The sequence below is a fragment of the Acinetobacter nosocomialis genome, assembly GCF_041021905.1.
In the GTDB taxonomy this organism is placed as follows: Bacteria; Pseudomonadota; Gammaproteobacteria; order Pseudomonadales; family Moraxellaceae; genus Acinetobacter; species Acinetobacter nosocomialis.
On record NZ_CP157432.1, the window covers coordinates 3821587 to 3841426 of the forward strand.

Here is a 19840-nt window from a genome sequence, read left to right on the forward strand (position 1 = left end):
CCAATCTCATAATGTTGAATTGTCTAAAAAAGTAGTAGGATCTATTAGATCAGAGCGTCGTTGATAGGCATTATTGCCACGAACTGTTAATGGACTAGTATCTTTAGGATTAGAATACATCTCCAAATGCAACATCATACTTGGAACTTGTACTGTGAGTTTACCGACATAGCCAATAGTTTGTCCGCGTTTTACATCATCTCCAACTTTTACTAAGGACTTCCCTGCCAGAACCTCGCCATAGCGTATAATATGTTTTTTATGTACAATTTCAATTACATCAGTACCAGAATAAAAAGCTTTTACTACACGTACTTTTCCATCAGCCATCGCTCTAATCTCAGTTCCTGTTGGTGCATACAGATCACAACCTGCGTGTTTACGTTTTCCACCACTACGATTAGAACCAAATCGAGCAAATCCATTTTTATATGAATTTGTCCGTACCTTTAAAGGGAATAAATATGAACCATCATCTTTTGGCTTATCTATTCTTATTTCAATGACTGGCATAGGATTCTTCAATATAGCGGTATAAAGTACTTGTTCTTTACTATCAACATCTACAACAATTTCAATTTTTTTTCCTTCTTCGCCTCGATGTTTTTTTAATCCAATCCCATCTTGTCCAGTATAATGTGTTCTTTTTGCACCATTATACTTAATTGAATAAGCTAGATTTTCTTCCTTACCTGTCTCTTTATTAATTGTTTTAATAGTAAAAGCGACATCACTACCATACTGTTTGGTTAAAGGATTACCATTTTTCTCTGTATGAACATTCTCTGTTTTTCCTAATGAAGGAATAAAATCAATTAAGTAATCAACAAAGCTCTCTTCTTTCTTAGATGAGGTTTCTTTCGCTGGTGTAGTTTTTGCTGGTACTGTCTTACTTGGAGTATTTGAAGCTACTCGAGGCATCTGTATTGTTGTAGCCGCAGAATTTAAGTTGACATTGATTACGGAAATACTTGGATCATTTCTTAATGTCAAAACAGGTTGCTTATTTGAAAGTAGCAATTTATAAACAAATGCATTCAACATTTTTAATTGAATAAAGCCATTACTATCCGTTGTTTTTTCTATTTCTCTACCTCTATATGAAACAAAAAACTTATTATTTTTTAAAATTTTACCTTTACTATCATGTATCTTCAATTTCACGCTGACTAGCCCTAATGGGACTGATATACAGCTATTTTCTATTCCTTTAGTTACGGATATTGTTTTTAGTTTTTGATAACCTTTACTTCCATTTACCAATATATCTAAACTTTCACCCTCTTCTGCAATTATACCAGTTTTTATTCCTGAACTATCAGAAGTATGCTCTTTGATCTTACCTTTATATCTTACGAAAAACCTCATATTCGTTATTTTTCTATTTGTGTCACTTTCTATTATGGCTATATCAAATTTTATATCTTTAGAAGTATGTGTTTTCACCTCATCTTTATTCGAATCAACAGTTTTCTGTTCCACAACAACAACTTTTTCTTGTTTTGGCTCTGGTTCAGCAGGTTTTTGTAAGACAGACTGAATTTTAATATCTTCACTTACACTTAATTCAATAGATTGTTTTTTATCAGAGGCTTGTGTGATGATCGCAGATTGTTTACCATCTGCTTTAATTACAATTTTACTACCTGGATGTCTAATAATAACAGGTAATACTCCTTGCTCATCTGACTCTGCATTTACAATAAACTTTGATTGTTTAAACTTACCACTATATTCAGATTCAATAGTTACTTTTTTATTTTTTGCTATTTGTCCAATTTGGTTCTTTAATTTTATATATATTTTTCTACTACAACAGCTTTCTAAATCATAATGGTTAAACATCTCAATATATTTACTAATATGAACATTATTTCCATCTACTTCTTTATAATTCCCTTTAAAACCTGATATACCTAAAAAAGAACCTAAGCCTCCGTCACCAACTAAATGAGCCCCTGCAATGGCACCCGATTCAGTAATTTCAATTCCATTTATTATTTTCCCATAGTATTCATTAAAACTTCTATTTCTTAATCGTTTGCAAAGAAGATCTATCCATTCTCCAATGATTTGAACCTGCTTAGCAGGAGATTTCAAAAAATCTGATAAAGAATTAACACTATTGTGACCAGTCCAACTCCCAGTCCAATCGTTTTCTTCCGTTTTATCAGAATTATCCTTCCAATGCTTATAATAACCAAGATCGATAAGTGCAGCTTCCCCAAACTGAAAAAAACCAATATAACCCAGAGAATTTTTATTTTGGCTTGCTCTAATGTTTACTGGTGCCGATAAGGGTAAACTTAAATCTGATGAAGATTCCATTCTTGAAACGGCACAAATAAATCCATATCGCGTTAATGGATATGACTTTTGATTTATAGATTTACCATTTTTCATTTATTTAAGTCCTCAAAACTAAATTTTTTAATATCAATTTTTTTATTATTGATATATGAACTTAAAATAGGTTTCATTTTCTCAAAATTCCCCAATCCAGGGCAACTTAACTCAACGCCATTTTTATTTGCTTTTTTTGTTGGAAAAAACTTATCTTCAAACATATCATAGCGACCTAAATTTCTAAAATATGAAAAATAATTACCATTAGTATCACTAATGATATTTATATCACTATGATCATTTTTTAGATAAGCATAATAAACTTGGTATTTATTTTTATTCACTTCAATAACTTGACATTCCCCTGTTGACATCCATTGAGCATCTTTTGGGTTTAAGCCAATAGTCTTTACAAGCTTTGCTTTATTGCTATCTTCCCAAATTTGTTTACATGGGACATTAACTTTATCAATTTTGATACTTTCATTTTTATTTTTGAAGCTATCCCAAATTTTTTCACAAGCATTTTCTTCAGCAAAAGCTTGTATTGAGATAAATGTGCTCAGTAGCAATGTTAGACTGCGTTTCATCTCTTATACTCCAAATTTATTAAAATCATCTTCTAGATCATCTTTATATTCATCATCTAGCGCTTCTGCAAGCTGGCTCTGAATTCCATCATCTACAAAATCCCCAGTATCATGATTATAAATATCTTCATTTAATTCCTTCGTAGGTATAATATTTTTATTGTCATTATTGCTAATAAATTGAATTTCGACAGTATCTGATGAATCACTAAATATCCTTGGTGTTCGACCCATTTCATCTAATATTCCAATATATTCTGTATTCTTTGTTTTATTGATAACTTTAAATCTAACTTCCTCTTTCAAATTTTCTAAATTGAAAATATCACTAAAATCAAATCTTCGACTAAAAATTCCACTCTCAGGCATTTTCGGCAACTCAGCATTTACTGTTGCCCCACTCGTAAACAAATGCTGCCCAGCTTTACTTTCAAACTTACCGCCTGTTGTTGAAAAAACGCCATTGGCATTAATTTTGAGCTGTGACCCACCTGCGGTTAATACAATTTCTTTTGGACTCGTAAGCTCGATTTTATCTTCAGTAGAAATGAGCTTAATCACCTTCTTCGCAATTGCTTCAATAGCATCGTCTTGTGCTTGTAATTCGAGCTTTCCTTTTGCTGCATAAGCACGCAAACCTTTTTGAGCAGCGAACAAACTGATTTTGTCTTGTGCGTGCCCAATAATATTTTTTTGCGCACTCAAATTAATTGAACCGCTGGCACTTTCAGCAATATCTTGCGATGCTTGCAGGATAATATTTTCAGGTGTGGTCAAGGCAATGCCATTTGGTGAAGCTAATAGCATTAAGGCTTGTCTAAAGATTTTGCCTTGTTCTTGCTGTTTAGTATCGGAACTGCTTTCTAAACCTTGGGTATAACCCTCCATAAAGCCTTGTAAAGAACTCAATGCTTTAGAAGGTGACACTTCCAATTTACTGCCTTTACTAAAAGTGCCACATACACTCATCATGTCAAAGTCTTTAGTCTCAACATTGGCTAAGACCTTTCCAACCTCTTTAATACTCTCAAATGGATTTTTATGAATACGATCTTTAATGCTTGCAAGTTTACCTTTAACGAGGTCGGCACCATGTTCTTCAACATTTTCGATGAATGCTTTTAAGTTTTCCACCGCATCTTTGGCATCGCTAAAGAAAGCATTAAATTCATCTACAACGCCTTTTGCATTACCGCCTAGAGCACCAATATCCTCAATAAAGCCGCCACAGCTTTTGAGTGCATGTATAGGGTCGTTATTAATGCCTTCCTTAAACAGATTTACCGTACTATTTAATGCTTGTCCTGTGGTTTTTAGCTCAAGCGACTGGATGAATTTGGGTAAGCGATTAATCACGTTTAAAGCATCAGTTTGTTGCTTGGCTGCAACTTCACTGAGCATTTTCATACTTTCATAGCCTTGTGAAAGTAAAGATTGTGCTTGTGCAGCCTCTAAATGGTCGGCAATCGCCTGCTCTTGTGCATAGGTACTAATGAGCATGCCTTTACCCGCACGCACAGCTCCCCAAGCATCTGTTCTGAGCTCAAAGCCTTCACCACGGCCTTGGCTCGTCTCTTGTTCTTTTGGATGACTTAAATTACCTAAATTCAGCTGTGTTGCTGCATGACTACTTTGGAGTTGGGTACTGATTTGCCCGGTTGTGTCATCAAAACGTAATTGGTTAAAGCCACTGCCATTGATTTCCTGACTGCGAATCCCGCTCAGTTTTTTAGTTGCAGGAAGTTGCCCTTTTACATCGAACTTAGTGGGTGAACGCTGCGCTTCATGGATGCGCCCAGTCACAAATGGACGGTCAATATTGCCGTCAAAGAAGTCAATGACAACCACTTCACCAATACGCGGCAAGAAACGTGCCCCATAGCCTTCTCCTGCCCAAGGAGTCAGTACATCCACCCATGCCGAGTCGGTATCATTGTCATTGCTTCCAGCACCACCGTCATGGCCATGATCATCACTACGGGTAAATAGAAAACGTACTTTAATGCGTCCCCATTCATCGACATGAATGGTTTCTCCCTCTGGTCCCACGACTTTTGCTCTTTGTGGGTAGGCAATTGGGCGATGCTGTTCTGGATTATATTCAGGCGCAGTTTTGATTTGACGGCGTATTAGAGTCAGCTCATTACCTTGACGTTCGATATCATCGTAACCATGTTGATCCCAACGACTTTGGGTTAATAACTGGCTAACCTGCTGGTGTAAATCTTTAGGTAAGTTATTTTGATTATAGAAGTTTTTAGCAATGATCAAGAACTCTTGATCTGCCCCTTCATGCTGATCAATTTCAGGGTGCTCGCGTAGATTAAACCAATACCCGACTTGGCTATCGCGGACACTACTATAGGCTTTAAAGTATTTAGCCCGACTCGCATGCATGTCGGTGAAGTGCTGATTTAGTTTTTCTAATTGACTACTGCCTGAAGCCGTTGCCTGATCTTCCCCTTTTAAATCTTGCATCCAAGCAGGGCTTACGTGCCAAGCCTGCTCAAGACTTAAAGTGGCTGAGTCAAAGTTATCTGAATGTGTATGTGTAGTAACAACCGAACCATTACCCTCTTCTTGTGCAAGGGCATCGGGTTGCCAGCGCTGCACATGTACCGCGGTTGGTTGTAAACTCCGCACTGCAACAAAGCCAGTAATACTATCTTGATATTCGGTTGCGCTACTTCTGTGATAGCGAATACTACGACGCTCTAAAGCCTGATACTGGCTATTATCATCAATGAGTCTTAGTTTTTGAGTTTGTATTGGCGCAGTAAAATGCGGAACAAAAAGCTCTGTTTCATCAATGAGCCAACTAATACCTTCACTTCGCCATAAGCGTGTAAGAAAGTCATAGTCAGACTCATTATGCTGCATAGTAAAAGGTCGAATATCATAGTTTTGACCTAAGCCGCTCAAGTCAAGACTTAAACTCGCAGCAAACAGTGGACTTTTTTCCTGCCACTCTTTAAATAAAACTTCGGTAATTTCTAAGATACTTTTATTCATAAAAACACGACTATTACGGCGTTTGTGCCATAAATTTGTCGCATCTTCTATAGTCAGCTTATAAAGTGTTAAAGCACCATCACTTTGTCCATAACTGGCTTCAGTCACAATACCTGTGGTTCGGAACAATTGGCCCGAATCTGTGACTTGATCAACAGCGACCTGAACACCAATAAATTGCTTCAATGCAATTTGAGCATTGGTTGAAAGGCAGATCAATTCCGCCATTAGGCCACCATTCAGCTGATGTTGGCCTTCTATACGTTGTAAGAATATTTGGTTATTGAGTAGTTCATTAGAAAATTGTACATGGATAGCACGTTTCTGAGCATTTAGCCCTATTTTTTCCAAGACACTAAATATATTAAAAACCATTTTTTTATAATCATTAGGATATATAAACGGCTGCACTTTATAAAAAACAGAACTATCTGTCTACAAAATTATGCGTTATTTCTATCAATTTTTCTTATATTTTCACTTGTTCGAATATGATTAAAAAAAGCCCAACTTAAGTTGGGTTTTTTTTAATCATATTAAATTCACTTTTTAGCAGTCTTAAATGCCGGATAAAAACGGAATAACTGCCATAAACAGACCAGTAAAAGTAAAAGGAAATAAACCAAAGACCATACTGGTAAAGACTGACCTAAAAAAGTCCAGTCAATTGCAGCACACTCACCTGAACCAGAAAGCACTTCTTGTAAAACTGCTTTCATGGGTAATGCATCGATTAAATAATTTAAACCTGGTCCACAACTTGGTACTTGGTCTGGTGGTAAATGCTGTAGCCAAACATGACGGCCTGCCACGCCCACTGACCATAAAATTGCAATGCCTGCTAAAAATGCATAGAAGCGTTTAATCGCATTAGAAACTGGGTTATGCAAAAATGCAATGAGCGCCACAAACCCCATTGCCATTAAGCCAACACGTTGAAAAATACAGAGCGGACATGGCTCTAACCCTTTTACATGTTCCAAATATAACGCAAAAGACATGCCGACAATGCTTGCCAGTACAAGCAGTCCACTCACCAAACGGTAACTTAATCGCATGTAAAACCTCATTTTTATCTATATTGTTCAAGATATTGATCAAAACTGATCTGACTATCTTGTTCAAGTTGTTCTTGCTGCTGTAAAGATTGTGCAGCCAATTGTTCAAAATATTGCAAAGTCTCTGCACTGATTTCATGCTTTTCATAACTTTCAGCATGCATCTGTGCCATATGACTGCCAAAGCTCCAGGTTCCACCATGCTTTAACGTGTCATCAATCACATGCGCAGATAGTGTTTCATCTACTTCATCAATACGTTCTTGCATCACGGCCAAAGCCGAGCTGTACAGATCTGTCGCATAGGTCTGATCAAGTAACTTGGCACAATCCTGCATATTAGAAATGTGCTGACGTGCCCAATCTTCAATATGGTAAGACCCGTTTAAATCAGTAATCGTCGCATTTGGCGCTCGGCCACGATTGACCACTTCTGTCTGGTTCTTCTCAATCAAATCTTGCTCGGGACATAACAACTCAGGGCTATCACTGAGTAAGCAATAAAGCGCCAGTGCCTCAAGGAAACCAGCCGTTGTTTCATTTACACCAATTGGCGAATATGGATTTACATCCACTGCACGAAGTTCAACATAACCCACTCCTCGATTTTGCAAGGCTTGAGAAGGTGTTTCTCCCGCGTGTGGGACCTGTTTTGGACGCACGAGACTGTAATATTCATTCTCGATCTGTAAAACATGATCATTAATTTGCAACGGTTCACCAGAGGCATCATTTAACCCTAAACGGCTAAATGGCGGGTAAGGAGAATGTACTGCTTTTTGTAAACCAGCCAGATAACCAGATAAGTTGTTGTAATGGATACCTAAACTTTTTTGTGCCGAGTTCTGGTAGCCTAAACGTCCCATCCGTAATGCTGTAGCATACGGTAAATAGTATGACCCTTTGATTAAAGGCAACAAATGATGTTCATGTCCGGTCAAGAAACAACGACAAACCGATGGACTCGCCCCGACTAAGAACATAACCAGTGGGGTCAGACGAATAAAGTTACGAATAAGCCCAAAATAGCGATGGCTACGATAATCTTGCAGACTGAGTGCTTTTAATTTTTCGTCAGTTTCATGTTCCTGCAAGGCAGAAAAAAGAGAATCGGGAAAAGATAAATTATAGTGGACGCCTGAAATGGTCTGCATACGGCGACCATAACGAATACCCAAACCACGGCGATAAAGTGTCTTAAAACGACCAATATTAGAAGTACCGTATTGAGCTAATCGAATTCGTTCTTCATTGTCATCTAGCATACATGGCATAGACAAGGGCCAAAGCTTTTCGCCATTTTCTAAATGACGATGCACAACTGCATGAATATCGGTGAGCTCATGTAGGGCATCCTCAATGGTTGGCTGTGGTGAGGTAATAAACTCCATTAACGCTTCAGAATAATCTGTGGTGATTTTCGGATGTGTTAAAGCTGAACCTAAAGCCTTTGGATGTAACTCTTGTGATAAGAACCCATTACTTTGCATACGTAGGCTTTCACGTTCTATTCCACGTAACATGCCTTGTAGTAGCGACGAATCCACCCAAGCAGGAATAACTGATTGAGATGGTGTAGTGGGTTGACTCATGCATTTGCTCGCTTATAAAAGATCACTATATACAAAATCGTGACATGATATGGATATTGATATGATCACATCATTTCGGTTTGGCAATTTTTATCACAATCTTGTTATTTAAGACACGAAAGAATTGTGATTTTATTGAAGAATAATTGCTAAAGAGTTGTCAATATCATGAACGATCAAGACATTTTAAACTTCTGGTTTTCACCTGAACACCGTTCACTTTGGTTTGCAAAAAGTGATGATTTTGACAAAAAAATCCGTGATCAATTTGCAGATATTCATCAGCAGGCAACTCGAGCAGAACTTTGGTCTTGGCGGAAAACCCCAGAAGGTCGTCTTGCAGAGATTATTGTGCTAGATCAGTTTTCTCGCAACATTTATCGTGATCAACCTGAATCTTTTGCATATGACAGCCTCGCTTTAGCTCTGTCACAAGAAGCAATTAGCTTACAACTCGATGCACAGCTTAATCCTGACCAGCGCTCATTTTTGTATATGCCATTTATGCATAGTGAATCAAAATTGATCCATGAGTTTGCTTTAAAGTTATTTCAACGCCTCGGCAATGAAATTAATTTAAGCTTTGAGAAAAAGCATAAAGTGATTATTGATCGCTTTGGACGTTATCCTCATCGCAATGCCATCCTTGGACGTGCCTCAACACCAGAGGAAACTGAATTTTTACTAGAACCGAACAGTAGTTTTTAAGACTTCTCTTTTTTAATGCTGAGTCATCCATTCTTCCATGCTCAGCTGGGAGTTCACCATGAAATATCTCTCTCTTTGTTTAGCTTTAGGCACTGCCTTAACTCTAAGTGCTTGTTCAACTATACCAAGCAAACCAAAAACCTTCGATCAGCTTGGCCAGTTTTCAGCCTATCCGTTAAATGCTCAAACGTTTCGAATCAGTTTCCAAGCTGACTCAAACATGAGCTATGGAACAGCTGAAGAAATTACTTTAGTGAAATCAGCACAAACGACCGTACAAAAAGGCTTCCGCTTTTTTAAAGTACAAAATGACCCAAGTAATCAAAGCCAAAAACCACCTCGTCAGGCTGTGGTTTATCCAGCTGCACCGAGTTTTTATCCGTATGGTTATGGGCGTCGTTATCCGGGTTTCTGGCATGATCCGTTCTATGATTTCCCGCAAGTGGTCAATATCGACCCTGTTCAAGTGTCGTATACTATTGAATGTTATCGGGATCAAAAGCAGGCTCCTCAAGATGCCTTTGATGCAACGTTAATTCTCAAATCTATCGGACAAAAATATGGTTTAAGCCCGACAGGAGAATTGTTGCCGCCACCTGAGCCGCCAGTAAAACAAAAATGAATAGGATGACCGTATGAATATGGCAGAAGAAGTACACCATGCACCCAATCTGAAGCGCAGCAAATATTTCGCTACGATGGCACTTATTATTGTGGTGGTGCTGTGGATTGGGTTATTGATCGCCAATCGCTTTCTGCCAGAGTACACAGACTTAATTCATATTTTAATGCTAGGTGCGGAAGCTGGTGTAGTGGGTGGACTAGCCGATTGGTATGCGATTACCGTTCTGTTTCGAAACCCATTTGGCAAGCTTCCCATCCCTAAATTTTTGCGGGATCATACCGAAATTATTCCGCGCAATAAGGCCCGTATTGCAGAGTCAATGGGCCGCTTTGTGCAGGAAAACTTCCTGTCGCCTCAGGTGGTCGAACGAAGCTTAGAAAAAACTGACCTAAGCCTTGCCATTGGTCAATGGCTAGCAAGCCCACAAAACAATACGCAAGTGGTACAGCTTATTCAGCAAACTGTACCTAAAGTTTTTGAATTTGTGAGCCAAGAACAAATTGCCAATTTCGTGCAAAACAACAGTGTGCAATGGGTGCGTAACACTCAAGTCAATAAACTTGCGAGTGAAATGCTGCGTGCAGTATTGGAGAATGATTTCCACCAAGATGTATTGCAGCGTGGTCTCGATATCGCGCATGAGTGGGTGGTACAAAACCCAGATAAAACTCGTGAATTAACCCGAAAAATGTTCAAAGCATTAGGCGTCTGGTCACTTGCAAAAGGTGCAAGCTGGATTGGTATTGATGTTCAGCAGCGCACCATCGATTCACTGGTTGAAAAAGTAGAATCCATGTTGGCCGACCACGAGCACCCATGGCGACAGGAAATTGAAACTATTGCTCACTCGCTTATGCTGGAGCTAGCAAATCCTGATAGTGTTGCCAGTCAACGCTTAAATAGCGGTAAAGATGCGCTATTAGATAGCCCTCAAGTTCTAAATTTCATTAGTGGTGCTGTGACTATTTTGTGTGATGCCATTAAAGAAGATTTAATGAAAGAAGACTCTGGTATTGCAATGAACCTCAGAGCTGCCATTCAGCAGTTGGGTGAAAACCTTGTCCAAAATGTAAAAGTTCGTGAAGTTCTCAACAAAGAAATGACAGGACTTGCCATGAACTTTACGGACCAATATAGCCATAAAATCATACGCTATGTGAGTGAGCGCATTCATGAATGGGACTCACGTGAAATGATTGGAAAAATTGAAAACGAAGTCGGTGGCGACTTACACATGATTCGTGTCAACGGTGTTGTGGTCGGTGCATTTATCGGTTTAACTCTAGGTGTAATTCGCGCAGCGATTGAATCGATTTTATAACGTTAATAATTATCTTAAGAGAATAACATGCTACAGCTTCAGTCAAAATTGCCCGCACAAGGGGTCACTATTTTTAGTACCATGACGGCAATGGCACAGCGCTTAGGTGCACTTAACCTTTCACAAGGTTTCCCGGATTTTCCTGCACCCCCTGCTTTGCTCGAAGCTTTAGCTCAGGCAACTTTGGCTGGACATAACCAGTACCCACCTGGTGATGGCATTCTCGCGCTACGTGAACAGCTCGCTTTACAGTTTCAGCAGCGTGATCAAATTCAACTTGACCCTATCACAGAAATCACAATCACCCCTGGCGCGACCATAGCAATTTTCTGTGCCATACAAGCCTGCATCAATGCAGGTGATGAAGTCATTATTTTTGATCCGAGTTATGACAGCTATGGACCTTCTGTCGAGTTAGCAGGCGGTAAAGCTGTTCGTATTGCTCTACAAGCACCTGACTTTAAAGTGAACTGGCAACAAGTTAAAGATTTGATTAACGATAAAACCCGTATGATTGTGGTGAATACACCCCACAATCCAACTGGCACCATTTGGGAAAAACAGGACTGGTTAGAACTTATTGAACTGATTCAAGATAAAAATATTTTGGTTTTATCCGACGAAGTCTATGAACACTTAGTTTTTGATGGTCAACAGCACTTTAGCGCGTTGCATTTTCCAGAGCTTAGAGAACGTAGTTTTGTGATTGGCTCTTTTGGAAAAACCTTTCATGTGACAGGCTGGAAAACCGGTTACTGTGTTGCTGCACCTGAATTAATGCGTCTATTCCGGCAAATTTATCAATATGCAAATTTCTGTGGTACGACGCCTTGTCAGATTGCGCTTGCGCAATATATGCAGCAACATCCAGAACATATTCAGGAACTTTCACAGTTTTATCAGACTAAACGAGATCGTTTTAATCAGGCAATTCACAATAGTCGTTTTTTATTTAAACCATCTCAAGGGACTTATTTCCAAAACCTTGATTACAGTCAGATTAGACCCGACTTAAACGATGTTGAAATGTGCCAGTTTCTTGCCGAGCAACATAAAATTGTGGCTATTCCTGTTTCAGTGTTTTACCAACAAGCACCTGAGTCTTTACGCCTGATTCGTTTCTGCTTTGCTAAAAATGATGAAACATTGCAAAAAGCAGGAGAAATCTTGAATGAATGTTAATAAATTTAGAAACTTAGCATAGTAAAACACTACAAGAAATTTCAACTAAATATGCTAAGTTGAATGTCCGCCCCGCTCATCAAAGAGATGGGCGATGGAGAACACATGCCACCAAGACAATCTTTAATACATCAGCAAAATCTATGGAAAACATTTTTTGTTTTCTTATTGCCGCTCATTGCTACCAATATCTTGCAAAATTTATCTGGCACCATTAATACCATCTTTGTTGGACAAATGATGGGTGTCGATGCAATTGCCGCAGTCTCTGTATATTTCCCCATTTTGTTTTTACTACTTGCCTTTATTATTGGAGTTTCAACTGGTACTACTGTTTTAGTTGGACAGGCATGGGGCGCGCAGGATATAGAAAAAGTTCAAAGTGTGGTGGGTTCTACTCTTTTTATGACCATCATTGGGGGAGTCATTACCGCGATTATTGGGGCATTCTTCGCCCATGATATTTTAGAGCTTTTAGGTACTGACCCCAAGGTGATGCATCTTGCTTTACCTTATGTGCGATGGATGCTCGCAGGTAGTCCACTTTTATTTGTTTATATTATCTATACCTCAATTTTACGTGGTGTAGGTGACAGCACCACGCCCTTACTGGCACTGGCTTTAACCAGTGTAATCGGTGTGATTATTACCCCAATTTTGCTTAAAGGTTATTTTGGCTTCCCTGCTCTAGGGATTATTGCACCCGCTATAGCATCAATTATTAGTTATATTGCGATTTTAATTTTTCTTGCGATTTATCTAAATAAGAAAAAGCACCCACTTCGACCGAACCGCCAGCTTTTGCAGCATATCCGCCACAACCCAGAACTGAGCAAGATCATTTTACGTCTGGGTGTGCCAACTGGTATTCAAATGATTACCACCTCTATGGCGGGACTCGTGATTGTAGGTTTGGTTAACCGCTTTGGCGCTCATGCCACAGCTGCCTATGGTGCCGTCAACCAAGTACTCAACTATATTCAGTTCCCTGCTTTGTCTATCTCAATTGCAGCTTCAATTTTTGCAGCTCAAGCAATTGGTGCAGGTAAGTCAGACTTACTCGCACGTGTTACCCGCACAGCTTTAGGCATGAACTTTTTATTCACAGGTGTGTTAATTGCACTTGGCTATCTATTTTCAAAATATTTGATGGCCTTATTCATTACCGACCCAACTGTGGTGGTATTAGGACAGCAGCTCTTATTTATTGTACTTTGGGCAATTTTATTTTTTGGTGCAGGTGCTATTTTTGCATCAATCATGCGGGCCAGCGGTACAGTTACCGTCCCAATGCTGTTAAATATCTCGGCTATTTTGTTGATTGAAATCCCATGCGCTTACTGGTTTAGCTCCATGTGGGGGCTTAAAGGGATCTGGATTGCTTATGCCTTGGCATTTGTGAGCCTTTGTATCGTTCAAGGCTTGTATTACCAGTTTATATGGAAGAAAAAGAAGATCAAAGTTCTTATTTAAAACAGCTTAAGCCTTATAAAAAAAGCCATCAATTGATGGCTTTTTTAATTTAAATCTTATTTCATCCATTTGGTTACAACGGTTGAAGCACGTTGATATCCAGTTGGGAACAAACGCTGAAGTGCATCAAGAAATTTTGCATCACTACCAATCAATAAACGACGTTTATTTTTCAAAACGGCATCTAGAATTTGACGAGCTGCTTCTTCTGGTGGGGTACGTAGGAATTTATCAAAGTTTTGAATAGATTTAGCTGGGTCCATACCCAAACTACTCAAACTGTCATTCATTTTTGCAGCTTTAGCAATATTGGTGCGAATGCCGCCAGGATGTACACATAGCGAACTTACGCCACATTTTTCAATATCTAACTCTTGGCGTAACGATTCGGTAAATCCACGCACCGCAAATTTGGTTGCATTATAGCCAGACTGAGTTGGCTGAGCTGTTAAACCAAATAAGCTCGAAATGTTAATAATGTGCCCATCTTGAGTTTGCTTAATGAACGGTAAAAATTCTTTGGTACCGTAAACCACGCCCCAAAAATTAATTCCAACAATCCATTCTAAATCTTCGTAGCTTGCGCCTTCTACAGTTGAACCTAAAGCGACACCAGCATTGTTAAAAATGAGATTAACAGAGCCATGATCTTGAACGGTTTCCTGTGCCCACTGCTTTACCGCTTCACGATCAGAAACATCCAACTTTTTAGTTGTTACAGTAATATTACTGTACGGTTTTAATAGCTCAACAGTTTTCTCTAAACCCTTTTCATTAATATCACTTAATGAAAGATGGCAGCCTTGTTTCGCTAAGAGAATTGCTAATTGTTGCCCAATGCCAGAACCTGCACCCGTGATTGCAGCGACTTTGTTTTTAAAATTTTTCATTGTCCATCCTTTGTTTTTCGATTTGCACAACTGGTTCATTGCATGTGCACTTTAGACTCTTTTAATATAATTTTGACAATATTCATTGTCAATATAGTACACTGTAATTTCAGATAGATTGGCACAATTCTGCTGACGGCTTTATCATAAGCCTCATACTTGCTGAAAAACCGAAAAATCAGGAAACCATTTATTTATGGCGACAAACGACTCAACCAATAAAAAGAAAACAAAAACTGCGGGTAAAGAACGCCAGTTCAAAGGATTATCTCTTTCTGAGCGTAAAGAGGTACGCCGCGAAAAACTCATTGAAGCCGGTATTGCGACTTATGGAACCCTTGGCTTTTTTTCAGTGACGGTAAAAGATGTCTGCCAAGAAGCAAAACTCACTGAACGTTATTTTTATGAATCATTTAAAAAGAGTGAGGATTTATTCCAAACTATCTTTTTAAAAATGATTGAAGAATTACAGCAAAACTTAATGCAAGCTGTGATTAAGGCTGCACCAGATCCAGAAAAAATGGTCGATGCAGGGTTAAGAGCGCTTCTGACAACCTTAAAAGATGACCCTCGTTTAGCTCGTATCGTCTACGTTGATGCAGTTCTGGTTCAGGAATTACATAATCAGGCCACCATTCAGGAAACCCTTGCCCAGTTTGACCGTATGATTCAAGCGTTCGTTATGCTGACCATGCCGCAAATACAGCACAAGGAAAATGAGCTCTCTTTAATTGCAACGGGCTTAAACGGATATGTGACTCAAATTGCGATTCGATGGGTCATGGGTGGCTTTGAGCAGTCTCTTGAACAAGTTTTAACAGCCTGCCGTATTGTTTTCTTGTCTTTGTTGGCACAAGTTTCAAAATAATATTAAAGTTTTTTGACACTGCTTTAAGGCTAAAAACCTAGCTGGAAGCAAACTGTTAACATATTGAATGGCTTTAAGAAAATTTATGCATCCCTGTCATCATTCGGTCATGTGCTTGCCGTATTTTTGTCACAAATTATTGCTAAATTCGATTTTATAGACTTTTCTGCAATGAAATTGTCATAATTAATCTTTGTAATAAGCCTGTCATAACTACAAAACGGTTCACCGTTAAAATCTACAAGGTATTACGCTGTGAAAGATGACTATATTTTAATTGTCGATGATGAGCTTCCTATTCGTGAAATGATCCATACTTCTTTGGATATGGCAGGCTTTCAATGTTTACAGGCTGAAGATGCCAAACAGGCCCATCAAATTATCGTCGACCAACGTCCAGCACTTATCTTGCTTGATTGGATGTTACCTGGAGGCGTAAGTGGTGTGGATTTATGCCGCCGCTTAAAACGCGATGAAAACCTAGCAGAAATTCCAGTCATTATGCTGACTGCGCGCGGTGAGGAAGACCACAAAGTACAAGGTCTAGATGCCGGTGCAGACGATTATATGACTAAGCCATTTTCAACACGTGAACTGGTTTCTCGTATTAAAGCTGTTTTACGCCGTGCAAATGCGCTAAGCGGTGAAAAAACCATTGATGCCAATGGTTTAATTCTTGATCCTGTAAGCCAACGCGTGAGCTTTGGTAACAGCATTTTAGATATGGGGCCAACAGAATATCGCTTGCTTGCATTTTTTATGACCCATCCAGAACGTGCATATACACGTGCCCAGTTGCTCGATCAGGTGTGGGGCGGTAATGTATACATCGAAGACCGTACCATCGATGTACATATCCGTCGTTTGCGTAAAGTGTTAGAACCTTTTGGTGTTGACCGATTTGTTCAAACCGTACGTGGTACAGGTTATCGTTTCTCTACACGTGCAGATTTAGCCGCAGGTTAACCAAAATTTATGTATGAACCTTACCCCGTCCCTGAACAGGTACGTGAACAAAAGCTTTCCCGTTACAGTAGTTTGTGGACGTTTGCTAAACAAGATTTACGACTTTTATTATTTTTCCTGATTATTGCAGGTTTAGTCGGTTTAGGGGTTGGGTATTTCTGGAGCTGTATTTTTATCGCCTTCGTGGTGTTTTTTGCGCTCCAGTTACGTTCTTTATATTTGGTGAATGACTGGATTGCCAACAATCCTTACGATGTTCCTCCCAACCTAAGTGGTATTTGGGGGGCATTATTATTTAATGTGTATCGTGCTCAGCGTCAGGAACGAATTGTTCAGGCCGAAATGGTTGGGCTAATTGACCGTGCCCAATCTTCTTTAGTTGCCCTAGCTGAGGCAGTTGTTTTAATTGATGATCAACATCAAATCGAATGGTGGAACCCAGCCGCAGAGCGTTTACTGGGAATTAGTCCACTTGACCGTGGTCGCAACTTATTAACTATTTTGCGTCAGCCTACTTTTATTGAATATTTTAACAATATTGATCAAGCGCCCGATGGGATTAAACTCCATTCTAATCTTGATGATGACCGTTATGTACAGGTTAAGCTCACACGGTTCGGTGGAGAAAGTCGCTTACTTGTAGCTTACGACGTAACGCGTATGCACAACCTTGAGCAAATGCGTAAAGACTTCGTCGATAATATTTCGCATGAGCTTCGCACCCCCTTAACTGTACTGAGCGGCTATATCGAAACATTTACCGACCAAGAAGATATTAGCCCACGCTGGAAACGTGCATTTGACCAAATGCAATCACAAACAAAACGTATGAATGCGTTAGTGAATGATTTATTGCTGTTATCAAATTTAGAAAACAACAAAAAAATTGCAAAAAATCAGATTATTGAAATGCCGAGCTTAATGAATCAACTGTTTGATGATGCTCAGGCCTACAATGCCGATTATGGCCACACACTCAATTTGCATATTGATAGCCACTGTGACCTGATTGGTTCCGACATGGAAATTGCCAGCGCATTTAGTAATTTAATTACCAATGCCATTAAATACACACCCAAAGGTGGAACCATTACCATTGGCTGGCATGATGACGGTGAACATGCTTACTTTAGCGTACAAGATACCGGTATCGGGATTAACCCGAAACATTTACCGCGTCTGACCGAACGCTTTTATCGCGTAGACAGTGACCGTAGTCGCCAAACAGGTGGAACAGGTTTAGGCCTTGCGATTGTAAAACACGTACTTATGCAGCATGGTGCTTATTTAGACGTGCAATCTAAAGAAAATGAAGGGTCAACCTTTACCGCAGTTTTTCCAAAAGAAAGACTATATAACATGACCTAAAGTTGCCTTCTCACATATAAAAAGCCGACTCTTGAAAAGTCGGCTTTTTTGTCACATTTCAAACTATTTATTTAAAATTAGAGCAATAAGATTTAGTCTGATTTTTTTCTATAATATTTAAAAAGTTGGTGGCAAAAGTACTACTCTGACGCAGTGCATCGCGATGATCTCCCCCATCAATTGTTTGATAAATAGTTGGCTTTTTTGATTTGCATAGCTGTTGGTAATAAGCATATGTCCCTCTCGGGTCAACCAAATGATCTTTAGAACCTTGTACGATCATTAATGGTACGGTAGGCACCATATTTTCAATGGACTGCTGCTTCAGATAAGTCAAAAGAGGTCTTAAATCTGCATTAGCTTTAAATATGCTCGAAGGTGATTTCTTCAAGTCAGATTGAAGTTCAGATAAACAGCGGCTACGTGCTTGCGTTAGCACAGTGTTCATTTCGGGACTAACTAAATTTTCAGGGACAATACTTGGTTCTGCTGCTTGCGCTCCCAATAACACAATCGGGAAGAAAGCTGCCACGCTAGGTTCTGGGTTTGGATTAGTTTTTACATACTCTGCAATGCCTTCATATTGATAGCCACCTGGCGCAAGCGCAATCGCTCCTTTTAAATCTAGTTCAGGTGCATCTTTTTGCCCATAAGCCGCCACGGCAATAGCAGCAGCTCCGCCTTGGCTATGGCCCATCACTAGCCACTGTTTATTAAAATCTTTTGGCTTAAATGCATGTAACGCTCGTACGGCATCTACCACCGTGTGCAGTTGGCTCTTGGCATTCATATAAGGATGTGCACCTAGCGTACCTAATCCCTGATAATCGGGTGCAACGACCGCATAGCCGCGTGCAAGCCAAGAATCTAAAGCTTTGGAAGCAACTTCTTGATAAGAATGAACAGGGCCACCTACATAGTCACCAGAAGGTGCACAGGTGTCAGCAACTCCGGTCGTGCCATGCGCCCAAGCCAGTATAGGCCAGCCATTTTTTGGAGGCGTTCCTTTTGGTAATAAAATAAATGCTGAGGCAACGATAGGTTCACCATTCACACCTCGACTACGATAATTGACCAGCAAACGTTGATCTGCATGAGGAAATAAACTCGTCACATCTTGTTGTTCGATGGACAGTATAGAACCCGGTTTTTCACTCACTATTTGCTTACTCAAATCTGTCATTGGAGTAGCCATAGCAGAACCGGATGCCAAACAAATACTGCTCAATAAAAATTTTAATAAAGAATTACTTTTTTTAATCAAGGGATTACTCCTCTACTTTCTAATCATCATTTCAAATTGAACTTATAAAAAATATGCCCCTATTGCATATAACGAACCCAACAAGAGGCAAATGAAAGAACTCACATACCAAAATAGATCACTATTTCCACTAAATCTAGCCTTTAACCATGGAAATGCCAAACCACGCAAAATAAATGGAATGGCAACTAGAGAAATAATCATTTTTTCAAATGGTAAATTCATAAAACGAGTTGCTGCGCAAAAAGCGTAAAAAGAAAAAATACAAAGAATAAAACCTACAGCTATAGCCATAAAATTCGGGTACCAATGCCCTTTTTCGACCATCTGAACAATACTTTTCCCAGCCCCTAAAAACCGAAAACCATTTGCTCCCCAAAACACACAAATAAAATGAAGTAACGCGGCCACAAAAGTCAAAACCGAAGCAAAATATAGGCTAATGATAGGAGTTGGGGACATTTTATTCTCTTAGTAAGTATTTATAATGAGTTGAAAATTTATTTACTGATAAACATTATATTTAAAAATATAGTTAATTATAAAAATGTGAATAAAAAAAGAGAGCAGATGCTCT

16 protein-coding genes are annotated in these 19840 nt (G+C 39.2%); 8 read left to right on the forward strand and 8 right to left on the reverse strand.

Going from position 1 to position 19840, the window contains the following annotated elements:
* Positions 1-6: 6 nt before the first annotated feature.
* The 5 genes from ABLC00_RS17900 to gshA form a co-directional block, all read right to left on the reverse strand.
* A complete protein-coding gene (locus tag ABLC00_RS17900) occupies positions 7-2403 on the reverse strand; it encodes a M23 family metallopeptidase (protein WP_032066794.1) in 2397 nt (798 codons plus the stop codon).
* Positions 2400-2936, reverse strand: coding sequence for a hypothetical protein (locus ABLC00_RS17905; protein WP_006580803.1), 537 nt, complete (start codon positions 2934-2936; stop codon positions 2400-2402). Before ABLC00_RS17905 ends, ABLC00_RS17900 begins: the two co-directional genes overlap by 4 nt.
* Before the next feature lie 3 nt (positions 2937-2939).
* Positions 2940-6323: a type VI secretion system Vgr family protein gene (locus ABLC00_RS17910; protein ID WP_006582442.1), complete on the reverse strand. Its 3384-nt coding sequence runs from the start codon at positions 6321-6323 to the stop codon at positions 2940-2942.
* A 167-nt stretch (positions 6324-6490) separates the two neighbouring features.
* Positions 6491-7006: a disulfide bond formation protein B gene (locus tag ABLC00_RS17915; RefSeq protein WP_002053747.1), complete on the reverse strand. Its 516-nt coding sequence runs from the start codon at positions 7004-7006 to the stop codon at positions 6491-6493.
* Between the two features lie 14 nt (positions 7007-7020).
* On the reverse strand, positions 7021-8598 hold the full coding sequence (gene gshA / locus ABLC00_RS17920; RefSeq protein ID WP_006581421.1) for a glutamate--cysteine ligase: 1578 nt from the start codon (positions 8596-8598) through the stop codon (positions 7021-7023).
* Positions 8599-8766: 168 nt separating this feature from the next.
* Between gshA and ABLC00_RS17925 the strand changes: the two genes are divergently transcribed.
* The 5 genes from ABLC00_RS17925 to ABLC00_RS17945 all read left to right on the forward strand — a co-directional run bounded on the left by ABLC00_RS17925 (position 8767) and on the right by ABLC00_RS17945 (position 13907).
* Positions 8767-9306 (forward strand): DUF924 family protein, encoded by a 540-nt coding sequence (locus ABLC00_RS17925; protein WP_004711430.1) that lies wholly within the window; start codon positions 8767-8769, stop codon positions 9304-9306.
* Between the two features lie 58 nt (positions 9307-9364).
* Complete coding sequence (locus tag ABLC00_RS17930; protein ID WP_004884951.1) at positions 9365-9928, forward strand: hypothetical protein; 564 nt, start codon at positions 9365-9367, stop codon at positions 9926-9928.
* Between the two features lie 13 nt (positions 9929-9941).
* The gene (locus ABLC00_RS17935) at positions 9942-11252 is read left to right on the forward strand and encodes a DUF445 domain-containing protein (protein WP_006582441.1); all 1311 of its coding nucleotides are present in this window, start codon (positions 9942-9944) and stop codon (positions 11250-11252) included.
* A gap of 27 nt (positions 11253-11279) precedes the next feature.
* On the forward strand, positions 11280-12434 hold the full coding sequence (locus ABLC00_RS17940) for a pyridoxal phosphate-dependent aminotransferase (RefSeq protein WP_004884954.1): 1155 nt from the start codon (positions 11280-11282) through the stop codon (positions 12432-12434).
* A gap of 105 nt (positions 12435-12539) precedes the next feature.
* A complete protein-coding gene (locus tag ABLC00_RS17945) occupies positions 12540-13907 on the forward strand; it encodes an MATE family efflux transporter (protein WP_006582440.1) in 1368 nt (455 codons plus the stop codon).
* Positions 13908-13963: 56 nt separating this feature from the next.
* Here the strand turns inward: ABLC00_RS17945 and ABLC00_RS17950 are convergent, their stop codons facing one another.
* A complete protein-coding gene (locus ABLC00_RS17950; protein ID WP_002053911.1) occupies positions 13964-14797 on the reverse strand; it encodes an SDR family oxidoreductase in 834 nt (277 codons plus the stop codon).
* A 196-nt stretch (positions 14798-14993) separates the two neighbouring features.
* Here ABLC00_RS17950 and ABLC00_RS17955 point away from each other — a divergent pair, with 196 nt between their 5' ends.
* The 3 genes from ABLC00_RS17955 to phoR all read left to right on the forward strand — a co-directional run bounded on the left by ABLC00_RS17955 (position 14994) and on the right by phoR (position 17999).
* The gene (locus tag ABLC00_RS17955) at positions 14994-15665 is read left to right on the forward strand and encodes a TetR/AcrR family transcriptional regulator (protein WP_033846244.1); all 672 of its coding nucleotides are present in this window, start codon (positions 14994-14996) and stop codon (positions 15663-15665) included.
* Between the two features lie 255 nt (positions 15666-15920).
* Positions 15921-16631 (forward strand): phosphate regulon transcriptional regulator PhoB, encoded by a 711-nt coding sequence (gene phoB, locus ABLC00_RS17960; RefSeq protein ID WP_000650776.1) that lies wholly within the window; start codon positions 15921-15923, stop codon positions 16629-16631.
* 9 nt (positions 16632-16640) lie between these two features.
* Entirely contained in the window at positions 16641-17999 is a 1359-nt protein-coding gene (gene phoR, locus ABLC00_RS17965) for a phosphate regulon sensor histidine kinase PhoR (protein WP_002053999.1), read from the forward strand.
* A gap of 67 nt (positions 18000-18066) precedes the next feature.
* Here the strand turns inward: phoR and ABLC00_RS17970 are convergent, their stop codons facing one another.
* A complete protein-coding gene (locus tag ABLC00_RS17970) occupies positions 18067-19263 on the reverse strand; it encodes an alpha/beta fold hydrolase (protein ID WP_033846246.1) in 1197 nt (398 codons plus the stop codon).
* Between the two features lie 42 nt (positions 19264-19305).
* Complete coding sequence (locus ABLC00_RS17975) at positions 19306-19725, reverse strand: hypothetical protein (protein WP_004711417.1); 420 nt, start codon at positions 19723-19725, stop codon at positions 19306-19308.
* Positions 19726-19840: the final 115 nt, after the last annotated feature.